Origin of the sequence: Clostridium sp. E02 (genome assembly GCF_003833015.1) — a bacterium.
Classification (GTDB): Bacteria; Bacillota; Clostridia; order Lachnospirales; family Lachnospiraceae; genus Lacrimispora.
Window position 1 is genome coordinate 1 of sequence record NZ_RJLQ01000036.1, and the last position, 21,654, is coordinate 21,654.

Below are 21,654 nucleotides of genomic sequence, written 5' to 3' on the forward strand. Positions count from 1 at the left end.
GTTAGTAATACCTTTCTGATTGTGTCCACCTCATTTCTAAGTCATGAGGTTCTATTATAATATATGAACTACTAATTGGGACATAATCATTTGTGATACACTAGGACATTATCATAAATGAATCATAGGATGCCAAGCATATAATATTTATAACTTGACGAATCAAAAATCAATGTTATACTTTGGTTATATAAGACTAACTATTTAATATAATCTTATAAAGCTATTATCTATTACAACCATTATGAAAGGAGTTAAATGAATGCTGAAAGAAAAAATCAATTTATCAGGAGTCAATGAAACTATGTTGGTGCCTGTTTATGCAAGAGCTTTAGAAAGTAAAAAGAGGAACCCTGCCTTCTACGACGAAACAGCAGTTCGAGTAATTGATTCTCTCGACTATGATTTTGAAAAGCATGGTAAAAACGAGCAATACCGCCTCTTAAGATTGATAATTCTATATTTTTAGGAGGCTAATACTATAAATTTTATTGAAATAAAAATGGAGCAATGGGCAAGAAGAAGTCACTATGAGCGGAGACTATCTTTTGCCTATCTTCACTATTGGAAAACACAAAAAAGAAAATGGTAAAATTATAATGCCTCTTTCCATCCAATGCCATCATGCGGTTTGCGATGGCTACCATGTTGGAAAATTCGTAGAAACATTGCGAGAAATGGCAATCAACTTCCATAAGTGATTGTAGTCGTATAAGTATAATGAAAGAATCAGCATATTTGAGCAACTATAAAAACCAATCAATAGCCCAGCAAAGAGAGCTATTTGTATCGACGAGGAAAATGCCATCACAAGGTTGGCTGAACCGCATATAAACTGGTAGTAATATGTTATACCGTTGTGCTATTTGAAATTTTCACAAAAGACAGGTGAATTAGAAAACCGCCACGTAAAGTGACGGCTTGAGAGCAATATTATATACATTTTTTTAGATGTGCAATAATTCAGATATGTTTTCTCCTAAAACAGCATCTGCAATGGATAATGTTTTTGCAATTTTTAAAATGGTGTCTTTACAAAGTTGTAAGTCACCATAAGGTCTATCTACGCCAAAAATACATTTCTGTGGCAATTCATTGACAACCGTGCCCAATACAAATGTTGAATAATACGCCAATGTATCAAGATATAAATTAGGTATTTCTTTTACAATATCCATTGTTTCCAACCAGTTGCTTCCACCCAAGTGCTCCATAATAACTGGGACTATTGAGTACTGTTTTGCAAAATAAGAAATCTCTCGAATATCTTGAACGTTTAAAGGGAAAAAAACATGTATCCTCTTATAGAATATCATTTTAGCAAAGGAAACATACCTTAGTTTTTAAATTTTGTACCACACTTGGCGCAAAATTTATCCTCTTGTTTCTTAAAGGATCCACATTTTGAGCAAAACTGTTTCATTGATTCTGTTTGACCTGCATTTTCCTCTAACACTTCTGTAACTGTTGAATTATTAGCTTCTTTTGGTTGCTGATTCTCTATTGTTTTTTTCTTTTCTTTCTTCTTTTTACTGGTTGCAAAAATAAATAGCAATGCATTTGAAAATATTAAAATCACAGTAATTACAATTGCCCATTTATATGAAATTGCAAACCAATGTCCAACCTGACTATTTAAATAAAGCAACTTATCACCGCTTACATTATAAAAGGCTACAATACTATAACTAATTGCTAATAATGTGAATACTTCAAGCATTATTCTAATTTTTTTCATTGGCATTCCTCCTCTTTACACCTTTTATAAAATTTACTGTATAAATAATAACTAAAACAGCCACTACGATAGCTATGATAATTCCATACACAATTGTACTATTCCAAAAGCTTCTATTTACAATTGCAGTATACCTAGCTTCATTACCTGCAACATCTTTTGCCGATATAGCAATTTCATTTTTACCATATTTCAAATTGCATTTGATATTAAAATAACTGTTTACCATGCTTACTTCTTTATCGTTATAATAAAGACTTGTTGCTGCTTCCGAATATCCCTGCAAATAAATGTAAGACTCATTGGTCGTCATCTTATTGATATCATTTTTTATTGCCAACTGAGGTGCTGTACTATCGACATATAATTCTTTTAGAAAAGTAACCGCATTACCATTATTATCACTGATAAAAAAAACAATCGAATTATCTCCATCAGCCATGTCAATACAATATTCCCCTGGCTCTGTGTTACCTTCAATCATAACTTCGCCATTTAAAGTAGCCGTAATGTTATATTTTCCTTGAAATCTAACATCAGCAAGTATCGTTTTTTGATTCGTAATACTTTCTTGTGGATAGATTACTTCTACTTTAGGAATATTTGCTGAGGACACTTCATACATATCGTACTTACCTAAATTATTATTATCAAAGGTTGCTGCTGCCACTAACACCTTATCTGTATCCTTTGGCAACGTCGTTAAGTAACTTCCATCTTCCGTGGTATCTTCATTTAATAATTCTCTTGTATTTGCATCGAAAAACAAAACTTTAAAAGTTTGATGTTCGGATGCATCCCACGATATATAAATGTCACTATTTAGCATACCGGCACTAATATTTTTCAGTTTTTCAGGCGAGTTCGCATCTACATATTCAATATGCGTTGATGTATAAGCATAGTTAAATATGCCAGTGGAATCTGTTACCTTGACATAGAAATAATAGCTACCATTACTCAATCCATTTAAAGAGAATGTTGTATTGCCAGCTGGGGTAGCTGATAACGATGCAACCCACTCTCCATCATAACCGTTTTTATCTGTGTCAACATAAATCTGTATATCCAAGTTATCTTGACAATCGGTCACGTTCCACTTTGCAACATATTCTTCATTTTGTTTTGTAACCTCAAATGTTTTGATTTCCATATTACCTGGTATCTCACCGCCAGTCACTTCCACTTTTCCTAATGCTTCTCCGTTAATGACCACGTTCCAAGTGCCAGTATGAGCTGCACCTACATTAATTAGTATTCTACCATCAGAACTTGTAACTTGATCTGGAGTAGATTTTAATCCAAAGGTATTTCCTTCCGGCGAGACTACAGCTATATCAGCTTTTTTATTTACATTTTCCCAGGTAATCTGGAATACACAATTTTTATAATCTTTATCTAATTGCACGTTAACCATCTTCTCAGCAGCATATGCTTTCAGTTGCAAACATGTACATAAGATAATTAAAATTAATGGTAAATATACTACTTTTTTCATCTATAACACCTCCCATGCTTTTTTTCATTACTAATAATTTATTTCCGCATAAAATCTATTCCAAAGGCATGGATTTCCATCACTGTCATACCAATATTTTGATTTTAAGTTATTACAATTCAGCTCAACCGCATAATAGGTTCCATCATATTCTGCCAGAAATTTGAATTCTCCTATGCCTTTTTGGTGAAAATTCGTCCAACCACAATCTATATGCCCGTCAACACCAATCAGCATGGTAATTATTTTTTTGTTGGAGGTGATTCCAAAGTCTAAACCACCGCCTACACCACAGTTCATCAAAGACAATTCCAGATTTGCACCCGCATTAATATCCAGTTCCTGTTTTCCAAAACTAATGCTAGCTTTTGCTAATTGTTGTTTTAAAATTTCTAAGTCTGCTTTCGCATAGAATGTAACATCGCTAAAATTATAACCTATTTCTCCATCACTAATTTCTCCAAGAGTACCCCAATCGCTCATTTCCTTCGGTACATCTAGCTGGAATGATTTAAATAGATTGACATCAGCTCCTACTGTACCCGCAAGTATAATATCACTTTCTTCCGACTTATCAATATCCGCACCTGCAAACAGTATATTCTTTGCATTTTCAGAACACAACGACGAATTCAAAAACAATGTACTCATACCCTTGAATTTCAAACCAAGTCTATCAATATATACTGCATTATAAATGCTAATACCCGGTTTTAAATCAGCCGAAATTGCAATCTTATCAGGGCACCAATAAGAAGAAGATATTTGACCATTAAGGCCTTCCACACCCGTGCCGCCAAGTCCAGGCACAATATGTGAAAAGTCGATTCCGCCTGCTAGTTTCCAATATTCATGATCTTCATCTAGTGTATTCAATTTCAAATCAACATTATTAATTCCAAATTTATTAAAATCAATTGAATTATTTACCTCTAACTTAACGTCAGCTCCAACTTCAATATTCTTGCCAGTTAACGCAACAGAACATTGGCTGTCTATTCCCTTGAAGTTAAATGCTTCCGACCTTTTTTCAACTTTATTCTTATTATCCGCAGCAGCTTTCTCCTTGTTAGTAGATAGCCCCCCCCTAGTACTGGTTACACCTTCTTTAATTGAATCAATAATATCAACAGGATTTAATTCATCAACATTAATTTGGAGTCGATCCGCATACAACTTGCAATCTGCAACATCAATCGTAGCTATAAATGGAATTTGAATATTGAAATCATGCAACGTCATATCAAAATCAGAAGATGCGCCATTGATACCAATTCCAAACTCTCCATCTTCTATAACATAATCCTTCCCATCCATTACAATATTGGCAAATAGTTTTTCAACATTTCCGTTATCTTTTGCCTGTTTATAGCTTATGTATAATTTACTATCACCGGACAATGCTCCCGATTTGCCTAAGTAAGCTACCGTTTTTGATTTTATATCAAATTTCTTTGGTAATTCATATGCTGTTAACGTTACTGGATTATTACTGTGTATAAATCCGTTAATCATTACATTTCCTGATGCCACAAAATTTTTGTCACTAATTTGTCCAATTGCATCCGCTGTAATTATATCTGCTCCTACTTTAATACTTTGTGTGGTTCCTGCTCTATAAACATAGATAGCATTTGCTTTTACGGTCACTCGCCCATCTGGTAAAACAGCTTTTATCTTATAATTTCCAGAGGTAACATTGCCAACTAATGTTCCAGTTAATGAGGTTGTACTGTCAACTTTTACATTTTTTAACTCTAGAGAACCAACACTAATATGAATACCATCTTTAAAACCATTTCCAACTACAGTAATATCAACTCCGTTTTTAACCTCATCCAAAGACAGAGCGTTAGGAGTTACTGAGCCAATAATCAATTCATTTTTATTAGCTTTAGTAATTCCACTATTACCAACCTCATCATTTACTATACCGTCTGAAATCGTATAATCTTTATCGTCAGATATTTTATATTCTGGAATTCCAATAAGTAAATTACGAGGATCTGTATCCGTATTATTTGTAACCGTATATGAAAAACAGTAATTATTAACTATGTACTTTTGCAGGGTAATATAAATATCTTCCAATTCAATAGAGTTGTCAGCAAGAATAAACTTACCACCAGTAGATTCCGCAATATTTTTCATGTAGTCCTCATCAATATCACCAAGACCTACAGCAAAAATAGTAATATTATTACTGATAGCATCTTCGACAACTGCATCCACAGCTTCTTGCGAATTACCGTCCCGACCATCGCTTAAAAGAATAATAGCTTTTGTTCCTTGACTTCCTTTTAGGGCTTTAGTTCCAACTCGTATTCCTTCTGATATATTTGTTCCGCCACCACCACCAATAGTATCTACTCCATTAGTCAATGTAGCTTTAACATTGGTTTTTGCAGTAACTAAACTTGCACTATCACTATAACCAACTACGGCAATGTTCTGTTTTTTTGATTCCATGTTTTCAATGCAGCTTTTAGCAGCGACTTTCGCGTTGGATAAAGGAGTTCCCTGCATACTACCACTGCAGTCCATTACAATTGCTATATTACATTCACTATAACCTTTTGATTCTAATTCAAAATCATTAATTTCATATTGGGTATCTATTATTTCATAATTATCTTTTTTAAAATCACTAATAAGTCCAAAAATATTTTCTCTTTCACCATTCACATTCACATACGCCTTAATACTCGGATAATTTGTAGTATCTATCTTGCCAATATGTATGCCTATCTTGTCGTATTTCAATGTGGATGTAATATAGTTCAAAAGTTTTGTATTGATTGTATCATCATTAATTTCTACGACATCTTGACTTTCTGCCGTTACCAAATCCTGTACGTAACCCTTTAGCAAAGGACTTGTATCATCTGCACCTGATTGATTATATGCGTCAATTACTTTCATTAATGGTTCCTTAATAGGTGAACTTTCTGAAATTGTATTGCTATTATCCATTACTTCATAAATCAGTTCTTTTGCTTTCTCTCTATCATCTACCGCCAAATACAACTTTGCTATCTGAATAGTGTATAACCCATCCGAATCGAAAATAATTGGCTTTTTGGAAACCAAATAATTAATTGAACGACGAATATCTATCTGACTAGCCTTACTACGAAGTTCATTTGCTTCATTTATTAATTTATCATATTTCTCCGTTCCACTCCCAAGCTGACTTGCCTTTTCTTCAAACGCAATAGCGCTATTTAACAGTTTTGCAACTTCCTTATCATCAGCTGGAGCAAGGGAGTGGCCGTCCAAGGAAGCCTGCGTAATTACATCTGTATAGATAATATAATTTTGTACTGAATTATCTTGGTCTAATAATTCTTTTGCTACTAATTCTGCATTTTCATAATTCTTTGTACCAACCAAGTATTTAATAGCAAGGCGACGTATATCATTATCTTGGCTATATTGTTCAAGCATTTCCATAACAAAATCATAAGAAATACCCCCATAATTCCCTGAGTTAATCTTTTGATCCAACTGATATAAATCTTCATATTTATTTGTATTCTTATCATTAACATCTAGTAAATTTATACTATCTGAAACGATATTACTAATTTTATTCTCTGCTTCAAACAATTGATTTTGATAAACATCATCATATGAGAGTTCGGGTATCTGACCTCCTTCATTGGCTTCTACACTAACTTCTCTACTTTCTGACTTTGCTGCATTTTCAGTGATATCATCATTACTATGTACTACTTCAGTGGTAACCTTAGTATTTTGCTCATCCTCTTTTATATTCAACATTTGTTTGCATAATTGATTTAATATATCAATTCTTTTAGAAAACTTACTATCAACCTTATCATTGTCTTTCATTTCTTGAATATTAAAGTAAGCCGAAATATAATCTCCATTCTGACATTCTATTATCAAATTAATCATTTCTTTATCGTCTTGTGCATTATTTGAGCACATTTCTAATGTAGAAAGTGCGTTCCCACTGTCACAATCCGTCAAGTATCTATAAGCTAAATATAAATTGGTCTTGTCTTTATTTTTCTTCGAAACATAGTCCGTAGTCCCCAAGAAGCAGACTGAAGCTGCTAGAATACCAATTATTAAAAATAGTACCCACTGAAACATTGTCCTCTTAATTTTAAAAAACTTGTGTCCAAAAACATCAACAAAAAATGTCACGATAAATACAGCACCCAAGGTAAATAAGAACTCAAAATTCAATCTCGTACCTTCTTTCCCATTTGTAATATCAAATAATTATAATAAAAAGGATCCGAATCTCCAAGAACGAAATTCAAACCCTTTCCTACCTTTATCAGTAAAATTCAAATAATGGATTCTTAAGTTCCATACCCTAAAGCTACAATACTCTTTCCCCATTACCAAAAAGGCAATTAAAGCAATAACACTTACAGTATAATATATCGGTTTAATTGCTTTAGACTTTCCATTGCTTAAAATAACTGTCTACCATTCCAAAATCAAATTCTTGTAAATCACTTCCAGAAAACCAAGTTAAATAAGCAAATTATCATTACAATTCCAGAAAGAAACATGATATATTCGCTAATTAACCATTTACTATATAAAGTCATAGTCTTCCCCTTATGATAATTTTTCACCACAAGATGTGCAAAATGCTGAGTCATCACTTATAGTGGCACCACATTGTGGACACGCTTTAGTAACAACTACTGGGACTTTTATAACTTCTGGGGTTTGCGCAACAATTTTTATTCCACAGACTGAGCAAAATACTACTTCGGTAGCAATTTCCGCACCACAATTCGGACAGATTTGAGCATTTTTAATACTATTTATATCTTGTTTTAAATGCTGTATTTTTTCTAAAGCAATTTTAATGATATCACATTGAGTGGCATAAATATCATCTGTTAGATCTTTATGTATTTCAAAATAAGTTTGACCGATTTCTGAATATGTTTTATTAATAACTTCTTCTTGACTATTAATCTGACCATTCAAGCTTGAAATCTCAGCCAAATCCTTTGCTTTTTTAATTACATCTTTACTCTTACTAGAAATTGTTTCCCCTACTTTGTCAAAGAAAGCCATAGCGTTAATCCTCCAAGTTTTTATACTTTACATATGTTTATTTATTATATTATCAAGAAATTTAATTTTTAATGTTCCCATAGATAATGCACTAAAGCCCATCACAACCAACAATAAATTCAATATAAATGATAATGCTATACTAATAAGGCCATCTAAATTCAAAGGAACCACAATATTAGTATTAATAAACCACCTTGCAATAATATCCAATGATGAGAATACATCTTGTAGCATTTCAACTGCTACCTTTAGAACATTAAATACAACAATAATTGTTACCATCTTCACTGCTGTTTTTTTAAGCCATTCATTTTCTTCAACAAATAATACATAACCTGCTAATAAGAAAGCCGGTAGAATACTAATTGCACCCAAAAAGTATAATGCTGCACCTAACAAACCTACCGATACTCCTAATTTTGTCTTTTGCATAATTAATCCCCCAATTACATATATTTTTTTACAGTATATAATATTATTTTTCTTTATACTGATTACTTTATCTTAAATGATTATAGTACTTTTGTTCCAGTCTGTAAACAAAAATAGTATCCTTAAATATCTTAAAGATACTGTGGGAATGAACGGCTGAAAAAAGGTCATATGTTCACGGATGAATATTTTGAACGTCAGTTGCAGATCATCCGTGAAATCCGCCTTTCCGAGCGAAAATTTTATCAGAAAATCACTGACCTGTATGCTACAGCTTTTGATTATGATAAAGATGCAAAGACTACCAGACGTTTTTTTCAGACCGTCCAGAATAAGATCTTGTATTTGGATTATGCGGAACTGCAAGCTGAACGACAGATTCCTATAAGTATGGAAGATTGGGCAACGCGCTTGGACGGTTTCTTGGAGTTTAATGGAAACGAAGTACTGACAGATGCTGGTAAGATTAGTGCGGAGCAAGCAAAGCTCCATGCAGAAACAGAGTTCGAGAAGTATCGTATTGTACAGGATATAATGTTCATATCTGATTATGATAAGTTTTTGCTGGAATTAGAAGAACAAACAAAAAACAAATCTGATAGAGTATTGTCCATTGACCAGCCTTGGATAGTGTAATCCTTGACGATTTGTCCTGACCACTTGCGGAAACGAACAGCACGGTCATTATTGACTTTTTCTTCCTTTTCGGATACTTTGACTGGAGAATGCTCCTTGATCCATTTATAAATCGTTACATTTGAAATGCCATACTCGCGGCTGAGGTAACTAACTGAACTGCCTGCTTGATACAAATCAACTATCTTTTTTTATACTTATAGAAAAAAAGATACCCGTTGGAGCCTTGAGCTTATCTACTAGCATTTACTTATTGCTCCAATGGGTTACCAACCAATTTAATGACTCCTGCAATGATGCAACTGTTTTTGTTTCAATCACACACCTGCAATGATTTCGCCTGGAAGTGCCAACCATTAAAACCGGCGCTGGATAACCATACAAAAAAGCATTAGGTCCCAAATTTTTCATCATAATAAACAACCTCGTCTTACTTCTTCTCTCTCAACTGAAGTCCGTCGCGGTAAGCATCACCGACCTTTTCACCAACGGACAGATATGACTTATTCATCCAATCGAAAGTGATCGGATGGAATTTTTCGAATGATACCTTTCCATCTTCTCCAAGAATTCGTTCATCTAGGCTTACATTGACGATTTCGCCTACCAGTCTCCAGGTTTCCTCATCATAGCTCTTCACTCTGCACTCAACGGCAAAAGGAAGCTCATCGATAATCGGCGCATCTACGAATTCGGACTTTGTTGTATGGAATCCAGACTTCTTAAACTTATCTGCTACTTTATTTCCTGTTGTTATACCGAGGTAATCACAGGCAACTTCATTTTCCACATCAGCCATACTTACAATAAAGGAACCTTTGGCTATAATTCCCTTTAACGTATTTCTCTGGGAGGCTATGGTAATAGTAATTTCTGTCTCATTCGTAATTCCGCCCCATACTGCTAGCATGGCGGTCGGTTTTTCAGCCTCATCATAAGATGAAATCATTAAAACCGGCATCGGTGTAATGTATGGCTTTGCACCAATATTTTTTCTCATTGTTATACCCTCTCTTTCTTTTGCATTGCATCTCTAAATTCCAGATAATATAGTTTCATAAGCTTTATGAATTCTTTCTGCTGACTCTCCAAAAAATGGTTCATGGCTTCACACTCAGCTGTTTGTATGTGTTGTGTCAAAGGTCTCGCATACTGCTCCCCATTTTCAGTGAATTTTATTTTTTTAGTTTTATGGTTTTCCTGAATAGCTTAGCCAAAGTGCGTTCGTAAACATGCCGGAAGTAAACTTTTATATACCTGAGTGGGTCCATATCCGTCAACATAAAAAGGCAAACGAATCTGAAATAAACTCATTTAAATCTACTTCTTCTTTGAGGGGTAACGCACTCCCAGCTGAGCTATCTCTTGCAACGGTAGAAAACCCTTTATCTATGTGTATTTCCAGCATCTCTAAATAGAATTTCCCCACTGGTATCAATTACATTTTTATACCAATTAAAGGATTTTTTCTTATATCTTTCTAAAGTACCGCTTCCATCATCATTTCGATCGACATAGATAAATCCGTATCGCTTCTTCAATTCAGCAGTACCAGCACTTACAAGATCAATACATCCCCATGCCATATAGCCCAATACTGGCACACCATCCTCAATGGCTTCACGAACCTGTACCAGATGGTCATGAAGAAACTCAATACGGTAATCATCGTCTACCGTTTTATTCCCATCCGCATCTGTAATTAATCGGTCTATAGCGCCCAATCCATTCTCTACAATAAAAATAGGCTTTTGATATCTGTCATAATACATATTAAGCGCATACCGTAAACCCTGTGGATCTACCTGCCAGCCCCACTCGCTACTCTTAAGGTAAGGATTAACTACTCCACCAAGAAGATTTCCTTCTCCTTTTACACCTTTAGATGGATCGGCTGTCTCACATACGCTCATATAGTAACTAAATGAAACGAAATCTACAGTATGAGTTAAGATTTCCTCATCTCCTGGTTCCATATGGATCTGAATTCTATGTTCCCTAAAATAACGTTTCATATATCCCGGATATACGCCCCTTACATGAATATCCCCGAATGCATAATTCATATGTTCCGCATTCATTACTGCAATCATATCATCAGGAGAAGGTGTTAACGGATAAACCGGTACACAGGAAATCATACAGCCAACTTTGGCATTCGGCATTATTTCATGCGCGATTTTAACTGCAAGCGCGCTGGCAACCAGGGCATGATGAACTGCCTGATACAGATCCTGCTGAGATAACTTTCCTTTAGGTGTATTAATTCCACCGCTCATAAATGGTTCATGAACCATAGCATTTACCTCATTAAATGTCAACCAGTATTTTACCTTGTCCTTATATCTTGTATATATAGTTCTGACATAATTCTCATAAAAACCAATCAATTTACGGCTCACCCAGCCATTATATTTTCTTGTCAAATGGAGTGGTGTTTCATAATGAGAAATTGTCACCATTATTTCCATGCCATATTTCCGGCACTCGTCAAATAAATTATCGTAGAATTGGAGACCTTTTTCATTTGGCTCTGTCTCATCACCATTCGGGAAAATGCGACTCCAGGCAATTGATGTACGGAATATTTCAAACCCCATTTCCGCAAATAATTTCACATCTTCTTCATATCTATGATAGAAATCAATGCCAACAAGCTTCATATTATCTTGGGTTGGTGCTTCTGTCACAGCTCCCTTAATTCCTCTAGGCGTAACATCCTGAATACTAAGGCCTTTTCCATCTTCATTATAAGCTCCTTCGCATTGGTTTGCGGCCACTGCCCCACCCCATAAAAAATCCTCTGAAAACCTCATATCCATAGCGTTCTCCTTTCTTTTATTAATTGTGTACAATTTTAATCAAGGTTTCTGTTGCGCGTACCTTTGTTCCTTTCAGTGCAATAACTTCACCAAGTTCATCTCCATTAGTCACAATGACTGGTGTTACGATATCGTAGCCTTCTTTTTTAATTCCATCGATATCGAAGGTAAGCAGCTCATCTCCCTGCTTTATATCCTGCCCATCAGAAACCATTGCTTTAAAATATTTTCCATTTAATTTCACTGTATCTAATCCAACGTGAATCAGGATTTCTGCACCATCTCTAGATCTAAGTGCAAGCGCATGCTTTGTTTCAAAAATACAAACCACAGTTCCATCAAATGGAGCTACAATTCTTCCTACTTCCGGAATAACAGCAGCACCCTTTCCTAAAATTTCATTAGCAAATGTTGCATCATTTACTTCTGTAATTGCAATTGCTTTTCCTTCGATCGGAGAAGTAATTTCAATTCCCTTAATTGACTCTAATGCAATAGTTCCAAGTTTTTCATTTATTGAATACTCTGTCTCTACTGTATCTTTGTTACTTTCAGAGATAGGATCATCAAAACCCAATACAAGCGTAAGAATAAACGTAAGTACAATTACAATCACGGAAGCAATGATTGCATAAAGGAGCATATTGCTATTGTCTGCACTTATAAATATTGGAAGTGCAATTAATGAAGGTGTTGCAAAAGAGTGTCCTGCAAGCTTTACAAATCCAACAAATGCCCCAGTTATTCCACTGGCAATACAAGCAGCCAACATAGGTTTTTTCAATCTGAGAGTGACACCATACATTGCTGGCTCTGTGATTCCTGCTACCAACGCGGAAATTCCCGATGCAGATGCGACCTGTTTTAAATCACTATTCTTTGATTTATATGCAACTGCCAGAGAAGCTGCACCCTGCGCAAGATTGCCAAGCAGCATTGCTGGAATAAAAGCACTATCACCTGCTGCTGTTGCAAGAGCTGCCAAAGTAGTTGGTACAAAAGCCCAATGCATTCCTGTCATAATAAGGAATGGCATTCCTACTGATAGAATTATTAAAGCTACAATACTGAATTTTGCCTGTATTGCTAAAATAACTGCTGAAACACCATTACCAATAATTCCGCCTAAAGGTCCTAAGATAATAAACGCAACTGGTGCTGAAATCAGTAATATCAAGAAAGGTTTTAAAAAATTCTTGGTAAAAACCGGGGTGATTTTCTCTACTAACTTTTCAATATAAGACATGACCCACGCTGTCAGAATAATTGGTATTACCGTTGAAGCGTATGAAGTCGATACTACCGGAATTCCCAGGAACGTAACACCTTTTGCTACATCAGCAAACATTGCTGTAAAGCTCGGATGCAATAAAACCCCTGCTACTGTTGCTACCAGTACTGGATTAGTATTGAATTTCTTACCTGCTGAGAAAGCCAACAAAATCGGAAGGAAATAAAACGCACTATCTCCCATAATTGTCAAAAGCTGGATTGTCTGGCTGTCTCCATTAACAAAATATCCCAATATAATAATCAATATTTTAATCATACCTGCTCCGATTATTGCAGGTATAACTGGTGACATGCAACCAGAAATTGCATCTAAAATAGCAATAAATATATTTCTCTTCTCTTTCATCTCTGTCATGTTTTCTGCAGATGCAAAATTTCCAAGTTTTGTCAGCTCTTTGTAACAGTTAGCAACATCATTTCCAATAATAATCTGATACTGTCCACCACTTCTGATAACCCCCATAACACCTTTGATATTCTTTACATCATCATCCTTAACAATATTTTCATCTTTCAATACAAATCTTAATCTTGTCATACAATGTGTAACACTTTTTACATTTTTTTCTCCACCAACTTTGGTAAGAATTAATTTTACTGTTGTTGAGTAATCCATTTTTATCCTCCATTTTTCTTTATTTGTATAAAATAAAAACCCAGATTAGAAAAATATGCGCGCTTATTTTTCTAATCCGGGTAATGCCTACTTAAAGTAACGTTCCCTTATATAAAAGTACTATTCAATTGTATTTCTTTTATTTGTTATTCTCTTTATATGCACAGTAAGATATGTCATCTCTTCTTCAGATAATTCCATTCCATATTCACTATATATATAATTCTTTATTTTACCAACACATTTGTACTCTTCTGGATATTGTAGCCGTATTATTTTCCCCAGATTATCATTTTGATCATCATGAAATTGTTCTCGAAATAACCGTTGAGAAAAGAATTTCAAGTGTGTAAGAAATCTTTCGTAATCCAAAGAAGATTCATCTAATTCAATATGAAAATATAATTTAACAATCTGAATCATCTTCTGAATCATCTTCGTCATATTCACTGTTTCCTGCATTGGAACATCTAACTCTGCATTTACAATGTGTAATGCAATAAATCCTGCCTCTGCTTCCGGTAACTGTATTTTCAATCGCTCTTTAATATGCTCTACCGCGTATTTTCCAATTTCATATTCATGATTGTAGAATCTTTGTATCTCCCAAAGAAGAGCATTTTGAAATTCCATTCCTTTTTCATATCGCTCAACAGCAAAATTGATATGATCTGTCAGCGCAACATAAATGTACTCACTGAGTTCTTTACCAAGAGAATATTTGGCATAAGAAATAATTTCACTCGCCACCATAATATGTTTTGTTGGAACCTGCTTAATTATTTCTTGAAATCTACAAGTAGTTTTGGGGGATAAAAGAAATGTCTTTTCAATCTTGCTGTCATCAATGTCAGCACCAGGTTTTTTCTGGAATCCAATTCCCTTCCCCAGGAGAATTACTTCTTTTTTCTCTTCGTTAACAGAAACAACAATATTGTTATTAATTATCTTAACAATTTTCAATTTCGGCATCCTCCTAAAAATAATTACCTATAAATACAAAAAAACCAAACCCAATAATACTACTACTTTTGGATTTGGGTAAAGCCTGTCTTATTCACAGTAACATTCCCTTTAAGTCTATTTTCAATTGATATTTATATATTTAGCATATATCCGTTCCATATGTCAATACTTTTTATTATTTTTGATGTATTAAACAAGTTTTATTTGTATATTTTGTGCAATTTGTCACATTTCCAAATCAATCCTCTTAAAAATGAGCAAAAACTTAAAAAAGGTGAAATTGTCCCTTCTTTGATTTAATTCTCTTTTTTAAAACGTCCGGGAGATATACCTACTGAATGCGTAAATTGTTTTGTAAAGGAATAGGTATCACTGTATCCGGTAAGTATAGCAGTTTCTTTAATAGGAATGCCGGATAAAAGCATGAGTTTAGCGTGCTTTATACGCTGTTCAATGCGATATTGAGACGGTGAGGTTCCAATATATTTACGAAAATGTTTTCTGAAATTCTCATAACTCATATTAATATTAGCAGCAACCTCTTCTAAGGAAATCTCAGAGCTGATTTCTGAAGACAGTAACTGGCAGGCTTCTTCCATAGACTTCTTGAATAAATCTTCACCAGGATTTCTATTTTTAGACATCAATATTGTTAAAAGTAACTCCTGAGCCTGAAGAGATAAGAGAGGTAGATCATAATCATCTGCCTCTTTTAATAAGGTTAACAGTCTAGATGATTTCTGAATGGTAGTATCTTTAAAACTACCTTTTCCAACAGGTGTGTCAGTAGGTATAAGATTCAGACTGTTTAGATAATTATAGGTTGAACGGCCGAAACTGATAAAGAATTCAAGCCAGTTTCCATCAGGGACAACTTCTGTACTGTGGATAACCCCTGGGATTCTTTGTACAAAATCACCTGCTTGGATGGGAAGCTTTTCATTGTCAGCAGTATAATAAAATCCGTTACCGGATAATAATAGAAAGCAACTGTAATAATCGATAAGAAAATCATATTGAGACTGATCCTTTGTTGGTTTTGTCATATAACCACAGGCTAATATCCCGTTCGTGAAATCTGTTCCGATGCAACGATAAATTACATCTTTTTTCATTTCAAGCTTCATAAGCCTCCTTTCTATCTTTTGTTTTCCAATTTGGATAAAAGATTAACCAAACAAAACATTTAGCAATGGACTATCTCATTATATAATAGGTGTTAGATTAGTACAAGTAATTAAATTATGATATAACCATACCAAATGTGACAAAGAGGAGGACATTATGAGCAGAGATTGGGAAAATCAATATGTAACACAGAAAAATCGTTATCCGATACATTCACCCTATGGAGCATATGAAACAGTGGAACAGGCATTAGAGTGCAATCGATCAGTTTCAAAGTATGTACAAAGCCTGAATGGAATGTGGAGATTTATGCTATCAGAAAGTCCTTTCAAAGTACCAGAAGGATTTCAAAATATTGATTATGTAGATACAGATTGGGATATGATACCGGTACCTTCCAATTGGGAAATTCATGGATATGGAAAACCGGTGTACACGAATCTGTTATATCCTTTTAAAAGAGAAGGAGCTGATTCACATTTTGAATTGGAGATTGCAAAGGGACAGGTAGAACTAAATGCACCTTATGTACCAGAGAAAAATCTGACGGGGTGTTATCGCACTACTTTTGAAATTCCCGATTATTATGAAGGTAAAGATATATTGATTGAATTCGGAGGAGTTGAATCCTGTTTTTATCTCTATGTAAATGGCATTGAAATTGGATATTCACAGGACAGCAAGTTGGATGCTACTTTTGACATTACTCAAGCGGTTAAAAAGGGCACTAATGTTCTGGCAGTAAAAGTTCTTCAATTCTGCGATGGTACTTATCTCGAGGATCAAGATTATTGGCATTTATCCGGTATCTATCGTGATGTTAGGATTTGTGCGAAAGCAAAGCAACGTATATTTGACTATAAGATTGAAACCTTATTTGAGAATGGAAACTTTAAAGAGTCAGAATTGAAAATTACGCTTGTTCCGAATAATACAGTAAGAGGTTATGGAGAAAGCTTTGTTAAATTAAGCTTATATAATGCGAAAAAAGAATTAGTTACTACACTACAAAGTGAACCTTATGCAAAATGTGGTTTCTATTTGATGTCCAAGTTTACAGCAGTTACATCTGTTAAAGTAATGGAACCAAATTTATGGTCGGCTGAGGATCCGTATTTATATACTTTGGTTATGGAGACCATTGATGGAGCCGGAAATATCACAGATATAGAAAGTTCAAAGGTGGGCTTTCGTAAAATTGAAATTCTTAAGGATGGGGTCCTTTATATGAATGGAAAACGTCTCATTGTACGAGGTGTTAATCTACACGAATTTTGCCCTGAAACCGGAAGATATATTACAGATGAATATATGCGAAAACAGATTATCTGTATGAAGCAGTTGAATTTTAACGCCGTTCGCAATAGCCATTATCCACATGTGAACCAATGGTATGACCTGTGCAACGAACTTGGAATCTATCTTGTTGATGAAACGAATCTTGAGACACATGGCTATGGTGGTCAGTTAAGTTCCTCTCCTGAATGGACTGCTGCTTATATGGAACGTGCTACTCGAATGGTTCTTAGAGATAAAAACCATCCTTCCATAATTCTCTGGTCCCTTGGTAATGAATCAGGGTATGGTATGAATCATGCTGCTATGTATGGATGGATCAAAGAATATGATAAAACCAGATATGTTCAATATGAATCTTTTAATCCTGGATCAAATATTACGGATATTAACGTACCGATGTACCCTTCAAAAGACTGGATCGAAAAAAAGATGTCAGATATGGCGGATATAAGACCTTTCATTATGTGTGAATATGCCTATGCAAAGAGTAATAGCAATGGTAATTTCATGGATTTTTGGAAATTGGTAGATAAATATCCTCGTTTTCAAGGGGGATTCATCTGGGATTTTCAAGATAAGGCATTGACACAAAGAAAGGAAGATGGAGCCAGGAAATATGTCTATGGAGGAGCTTTTCATGAAGCGGTTGTGGATCCCGTAGAAGATATGTGTCTGAATGGAGTCGTACTACCGGCTCTCACTTGGAAGCCAGCTGCCAATGAGATTAAGAATTGTCAGTCACCAGTTAAGATTATTAATTATGTACAGCCGCATTATGGCAGTGAATATATGATGATAAAAAATAACTATCAGTTTATGAATCTCAGTCATTTAAGGTTTACCTGGGAGTTGGAATGCGAAGGTAACATAATTGAGCAAGGAGAACTAAAGCAATATTTAACCGCTGCAGGAGAAATGGAACTTCTGGAACTACCGATGACACAGAATAAAATCTACGGAGAAGCTTACCTTAATATTAAAGCAGCATTAAGAGAAAATACAACTTATGCTGAAGCGGGCTATGTCATTTATACCTTCCAGTTTCCGATGGAGCATTCTGTATTAACAAAGAAGGAAAGCAACATATCTGGTGAAAAGATTGCCATGAAGGAAGCAGAAGATGAAATTATCATCACCGGACTGAATACTGAGATTTGTTTTAATAAACAAACCTGTACTTTTCAAAAAGTAATACTAAAAGGAAATGCGAGAATGACGGGCGGTAAAGATAACTTCTACAGGCCTGTAACTGGAATTGATGAAGGAACAAAAGATTCAGGGAGAAATTATGCCAGTGAATGGAAAGAAGTAGGACTCAATAATCTGATAATAAATGTATTGAGTGTTAAAACAGCCGTAACGGATTCACAAGTATTTATTTTTACTGAAGTTTGTTACCAAGATGGAAAACTGAAAGTATCTTCACAATATAGGATTGGAAGTGAAGGCATCGAAATAAATAAGACAGTAGTTAATAACTGTTCATCTAAGACAATTCCGAGAATTGGTCTTACCTTTGTTCTTCCTGCTGACAATAATCATATAACCTGGTTTGGAAGAGGTCCCTGGGAAAATTACTGTGACAGAAAAACATCAGCAATGATTAGTTGCTATAGCAGTACTGTCTCTGAGCAGTATACCCCTTATATTAAACCGGTGGAGTGCGGCGGAAAAGAAGATGTAAGATATCTGACCGTAGGGAACAAGGAAGGACATGGATTGTATGTTTCCGGTGCCGAACCATTCCACTTTGATATTCATGACTATTCAATCGCAGCGTGCGATGCTGCTGCTTATGAGGATGAAATTCTAAAAGATTATAAGATTTATTTGAATTTGGATTATAAACATGCCGGCGTAGGCGGAGATAATGGCTGGACAAAAAATATACATCCTGAATATTGCATCGGTAAAGGATTTTATCATTATCAATTTGTAATTGAGGCGATATAAAGAAACCTTAGGTAAAATTGCACTTTACGGAAATGGTGCACGTTTGCAGATATATGAAATTACGATTAACCTTTTAAGTAGAATGTGTAGACCTATTATATTAGCAATTGACGATAACTGCGAAACATCCTATGTCTTCCGTGGAATTGGCAAAGAAAGAGGGCTAAAAATCGCAATTTTTAGCCCTCTTTTTCTCTCATTTTTTACCCAAAGCCACTACATCTTGTGGTCAAAACCTTCCATTTCTTATCTTTACCACAATACGTCATCATTATCACCGCTTCAACATGCCTTGAACGGTCAATAAAGATGCCACCTAAAGCTGGTAGGGCCTTGGCGGCAGGGTATATTTCTAAAATTGCTTTTTTAGACGTTTCATAGTTCCAATCAAACGCCCTTTTGCTCTTACGATATAGTAAAATTTACCGGTTATCATCATGAAATGGCGCATTAATAAAAATCTTTCGATACTGCTTCTGTCGCTTTATCAATAAAAGCAGCAATTTTACTGGGATTTTCCTTCATTCCACTATTAACCCACTTTTTTATTATGGCTATACTGCCATATGCGGTAAATGTATACCATTTATCAAATAATTTTTGATCAAAATATTTAACTGCTTTCTTCCATTTCTCAATATTTAAATCGTGGCTGATATAAAGAATACGTTCTAATAATTCTTTGTCCCCATTCTCTGAAAATAATACTTCACATATATTACTATTTGCTTTTATATACTTGCAAATTTCATATGATAGTTTTCCAGACACTTCAAGGTTCATAGTATGTTCCACAACATGTCTGATTTCTTCATATAACTCATCTTCAATATTTGATAGAAGTTCAAACTGATTCGTATAATGCGAATAAAAAGTATTGCGGTTTATATTTGCTTTCTTGCATATATCTGTAACTGTAACTTTGCTGATCGGATGATCTTTCATAAGTTCCAGTAAACTGTTTTTTATAACCATCTTTGTATATCTCACTCGTTGGTCTGCTTTTTCGTATGCCATAATATTCTCCCTAAATAAATCAGTAAACGAACAACTCTTATATGGTTTGTAAGATATCGAACGTAATGTTAACGAACTGCCTGTTGATTAAGTAACACTGTGTTAGTATAATATATTTGAGCATTCAACACAAACATAATTTTAAATGGAGGTAAAACAATGGGAAATATAACGATAGTTCCTGTATGGATTATTCAAGATATTTTAGTTTTAATAATTGCCACTTTAATGATTTTTTATATAATTAATAACGAGGAGCGTCCAAAGATTGTATTAATGCAATTCATATGTTTTGTCTTTTTATACGCCTCAGTCTTTGAAAATGTTGCTGTATTTATGGGATCTATGGGGAAAGAAGGTTTTTACTCATATGGGCGCAGTATCCTAATGATATTCAATGTACCAATAACTGTTCCAATTATCGAGTTTCTTATCGTTTACTCAACGTTACGTGTTTTGAAGACGATAAATATACCGTCATGGACTAAACCATTCATTGCTGGACTTAGCGCTATGATTTTTGACTTTTCACTGGATCCAGTCGCAGTAAAACAGATTTTTCAAACTTCGGAAGGAATCATTGGCAGGTGGAGCTATTACCCGATCCCTGGTGAACCTGTAATATATGGGGAACCTGTCATGAATTTTACAGGATGGATCTATATAGCCGGATACTGGACTGCCTTTATTTTAATCGGTGAATGGTGGCATAAAAAGAAAGGCTACAGTAATCTAATTGGTTATATATATCCGTTTTTGGCTTCCATACTTTCTTTAGTTTGTTTGGTTTCACCTATATCCAATTTCTTTAATTATATGGCACCATTTTTCACCAGAACTTCTAATATGCAATGGGTAATGTTGGTCTCTCTTTCTGTAATTTCAGTGGGAATTTCAGTGTTAGCCTTCGTCAAGTTCTGGGATCGTCGGTTTGTTAGCCCTTTGAATTACAGAAAAGATTTTCCTATCATGTTTACTTACCTGGGATTTCCTTTGACTAATACCTTGTTTTGTGTTATTGGTGGGTATAGGGAGGTACTATGGCTTGTTGTCCGTAAACGCTCCGTAGTGAGTGCAGCAAAAAAAAACAACCGCTCCCACGAGCGGCATGTTTTTACAATGATTTTCTGCAATTAGCCGGAAGCTTATCTGACCAGGGTAGCAGATCTTTGCAGAAGCT

17 protein-coding genes and 2 pseudogenes are annotated in these 21,654 nt (G+C 34.8%); 5 read left to right on the forward strand and 14 right to left on the reverse strand.

Annotated features, from left to right (window positions below; translation table 11 throughout):
- Positions 1–262 precede the first annotated feature (262 nt).
- Together EFT72_RS18410 and EFT72_RS18415 are read left to right on the forward strand one after the other, a co-directional pair.
- Complete coding sequence (locus tag EFT72_RS18410; RefSeq protein ID WP_124068382.1) at positions 263–469, forward strand: hypothetical protein; 207 nt, start codon at positions 263–265, stop codon at positions 467–469.
- Between the two features lie 61 nt (positions 470–530).
- Positions 531–701 carry a CatA-like O-acetyltransferase gene (locus EFT72_RS18415; protein ID WP_279222009.1) on the forward strand — a complete coding sequence of 57 codons (171 nt, stop codon included), beginning with the start codon at positions 531–533 and terminating at the stop codon, positions 699–701.
- Between the two features lie 246 nt (positions 702–947).
- On the opposite strand, the gene EFT72_RS18420 is transcribed toward EFT72_RS18415, so the two are convergent.
- The 6 genes from EFT72_RS18420 to EFT72_RS18445 all read right to left on the reverse strand — a co-directional run bounded on the left by EFT72_RS18420 (position 948) and on the right by EFT72_RS18445 (position 8,744).
- Positions 948–1,316 (reverse strand): amidohydrolase family protein, encoded by a 369-nt coding sequence (locus tag EFT72_RS18420; RefSeq protein WP_279222010.1) that lies wholly within the window; start codon positions 1,314–1,316, stop codon positions 948–950.
- Between the two features lie 20 nt (positions 1,317–1,336).
- Positions 1,337–1,738 (reverse strand): zinc ribbon domain-containing protein, encoded by a 402-nt coding sequence (locus EFT72_RS18425; RefSeq protein WP_124068384.1) that lies wholly within the window; start codon positions 1,736–1,738, stop codon positions 1,337–1,339.
- Positions 1,725–3,236: a hypothetical protein gene (locus EFT72_RS18430; RefSeq protein ID WP_124068385.1), complete on the reverse strand. Its 1,512-nt coding sequence runs from the start codon at positions 3,234–3,236 to the stop codon at positions 1,725–1,727. The genes EFT72_RS18425 and EFT72_RS18430 overlap by 14 nt, the downstream gene beginning before the upstream one ends.
- Positions 3,237–3,266: 30 nt before the next feature.
- Positions 3,267–7,454 carry a VWA domain-containing protein gene (locus EFT72_RS18435; RefSeq protein WP_124068386.1) on the reverse strand — a complete coding sequence of 1,396 codons (4,188 nt, stop codon included), beginning with the start codon at positions 7,452–7,454 and terminating at the stop codon, positions 3,267–3,269.
- A 384-nt stretch (positions 7,455–7,838) separates the two neighbouring features.
- Positions 7,839–8,309 (reverse strand): zinc ribbon domain-containing protein, encoded by a 471-nt coding sequence (locus EFT72_RS18440; RefSeq protein ID WP_124068387.1) that lies wholly within the window; start codon positions 8,307–8,309, stop codon positions 7,839–7,841.
- A gap of 27 nt (positions 8,310–8,336) precedes the next feature.
- Positions 8,337–8,744 (reverse strand): hypothetical protein, encoded by a 408-nt coding sequence (locus EFT72_RS18445; RefSeq protein ID WP_124068388.1) that lies wholly within the window; start codon positions 8,742–8,744, stop codon positions 8,337–8,339.
- 147 nt (positions 8,745–8,891) lie between these two features.
- Here EFT72_RS18445 and rhuM point away from each other — a divergent pair.
- Positions 8,892–9,380 (forward strand): annotated as a pseudogene (gene rhuM / locus EFT72_RS18450) (RhuM family protein); the annotation flags it as partial.
- Here the strand turns inward: rhuM and EFT72_RS19845 are convergent.
- From EFT72_RS19845 to EFT72_RS18485, 7 genes and pseudogenes are all read right to left on the reverse strand, one after another.
- Positions 9,353–9,556 (reverse strand): annotated as a pseudogene (locus EFT72_RS19845) (IS630 transposase-related protein); the annotation flags it as partial. The pseudogenes rhuM and EFT72_RS19845 overlap by 28 nt on opposite strands.
- Positions 9,557–9,626: 70 nt before the next feature.
- Complete coding sequence (locus EFT72_RS19745; protein WP_243110063.1) at positions 9,627–9,794, reverse strand: hypothetical protein; 168 nt, start codon at positions 9,792–9,794, stop codon at positions 9,627–9,629.
- 16 nt (positions 9,795–9,810) lie between these two features.
- Complete coding sequence (locus EFT72_RS18465; RefSeq protein ID WP_124068389.1) at positions 9,811–10,380, reverse strand: flavin reductase; 570 nt, start codon at positions 10,378–10,380, stop codon at positions 9,811–9,813.
- A gap of 385 nt (positions 10,381–10,765) precedes the next feature.
- A complete protein-coding gene (locus EFT72_RS18470) occupies positions 10,766–12,202 on the reverse strand; it encodes a glycoside hydrolase family 1 protein (RefSeq protein WP_124068390.1) in 1,437 nt (478 codons plus the stop codon).
- Positions 12,203–12,221: 19 nt separating this feature from the next.
- Positions 12,222–14,111, reverse strand: a complete 1,890-nt coding sequence (locus EFT72_RS18475) for a beta-glucoside-specific PTS transporter subunit IIABC (protein WP_124068391.1) — start codon at positions 14,109–14,111, stop codon at positions 12,222–12,224.
- A 120-nt stretch (positions 14,112–14,231) separates the two neighbouring features.
- Positions 14,232–15,074, reverse strand: coding sequence for a PRD domain-containing protein (locus EFT72_RS18480; RefSeq protein ID WP_124068392.1), 843 nt, complete (start codon positions 15,072–15,074; stop codon positions 14,232–14,234).
- 299 nt (positions 15,075–15,373) lie between these two features.
- Complete coding sequence (locus tag EFT72_RS18485; protein ID WP_124068393.1) at positions 15,374–16,204, reverse strand: AraC family transcriptional regulator; 831 nt, start codon at positions 16,202–16,204, stop codon at positions 15,374–15,376.
- 157 nt (positions 16,205–16,361) lie between these two features.
- Between EFT72_RS18485 and EFT72_RS18490 the strand changes: the two genes are divergently transcribed.
- The gene (locus EFT72_RS18490; protein WP_124068394.1) at positions 16,362–19,457 is read left to right on the forward strand and encodes a glycoside hydrolase family 2 TIM barrel-domain containing protein; all 3,096 of its coding nucleotides are present in this window, start codon (positions 16,362–16,364) and stop codon (positions 19,455–19,457) included.
- A 450-nt stretch (positions 19,458–19,907) separates the two neighbouring features.
- Here the strand turns inward: EFT72_RS18490 and EFT72_RS18495 are convergent, their stop codons facing one another.
- Positions 19,908–20,474: a TetR/AcrR family transcriptional regulator gene (locus tag EFT72_RS18495; protein ID WP_243110064.1), complete on the reverse strand. Its 567-nt coding sequence runs from the start codon at positions 20,472–20,474 to the stop codon at positions 19,908–19,910.
- A 159-nt stretch (positions 20,475–20,633) separates the two neighbouring features.
- Between EFT72_RS18495 and EFT72_RS18500 the strand changes: the two genes are divergently transcribed.
- Entirely contained in the window at positions 20,634–21,611 is a 978-nt protein-coding gene (locus EFT72_RS18500; protein ID WP_124068395.1) for a carotenoid biosynthesis protein, read from the forward strand.
- Positions 21,612–21,654 lie beyond the last annotated feature (43 nt).

Bases quoted from the DNA above. Each gene is read 5' to 3' on its own strand.
- EFT72_RS18410 (WP_124068382.1), top strand. From the start codon at position 263: ATGCTGAAAGAAAAAATCAATTTATCAGGAGTCAATGAAACTATGTTG.
- EFT72_RS18415 (WP_279222009.1), top strand. From the start codon at position 531: ATGAGCGGAGACTATCTTTTGCCTATCTTCACTATTGGAAAACACAAA.
- EFT72_RS18420 (WP_279222010.1), bottom strand. From the start codon at position 1,316: ATGATATTCTATAAGAGGATACATGTTTTTTTCCCTTTAAACGTTCAA.
- EFT72_RS18425 (WP_124068384.1), bottom strand. From the start codon at position 1,738: ATGAAAAAAATTAGAATAATGCTTGAAGTATTCACATTATTAGCAATT.
- EFT72_RS18430 (WP_124068385.1), bottom strand. From the start codon at position 3,236: ATGAAAAAAGTAGTATATTTACCATTAATTTTAATTATCTTATGTACA.
- EFT72_RS18440 (WP_124068387.1), bottom strand. From the start codon at position 8,309: ATGGCTTTCTTTGACAAAGTAGGGGAAACAATTTCTAGTAAGAGTAAA.
- EFT72_RS18445 (WP_124068388.1), bottom strand. From the start codon at position 8,744: ATGCAAAAGACAAAATTAGGAGTATCGGTAGGTTTGTTAGGTGCAGCA.
- EFT72_RS19745 (WP_243110063.1), bottom strand. From the start codon at position 9,794: ATGATGAAAAATTTGGGACCTAATGCTTTTTTGTATGGTTATCCAGCG.
- EFT72_RS18465 (WP_124068389.1), bottom strand. From the start codon at position 10,380: ATGAGAAAAAATATTGGTGCAAAGCCATACATTACACCGATGCCGGTT.
- EFT72_RS18470 (WP_124068390.1), bottom strand. From the start codon at position 12,202: ATGGATATGAGGTTTTCAGAGGATTTTTTATGGGGTGGGGCAGTGGCC.
- EFT72_RS18475 (WP_124068391.1), bottom strand. From the start codon at position 14,111: ATGGATTACTCAACAACAGTAAAATTAATTCTTACCAAAGTTGGTGGA.
- EFT72_RS18485 (WP_124068393.1), bottom strand. From the start codon at position 16,204: ATGAAGCTTGAAATGAAAAAAGATGTAATTTATCGTTGCATCGGAACA.
- EFT72_RS18490 (WP_124068394.1), top strand. From the start codon at position 16,362: ATGAGCAGAGATTGGGAAAATCAATATGTAACACAGAAAAATCGTTAT.
- EFT72_RS18495 (WP_243110064.1), bottom strand. From the start codon at position 20,474: ATGGCATACGAAAAAGCAGACCAACGAGTGAGATATACAAAGATGGTT.
- EFT72_RS18500 (WP_124068395.1), top strand. From the start codon at position 20,634: ATGGGAAATATAACGATAGTTCCTGTATGGATTATTCAAGATATTTTA.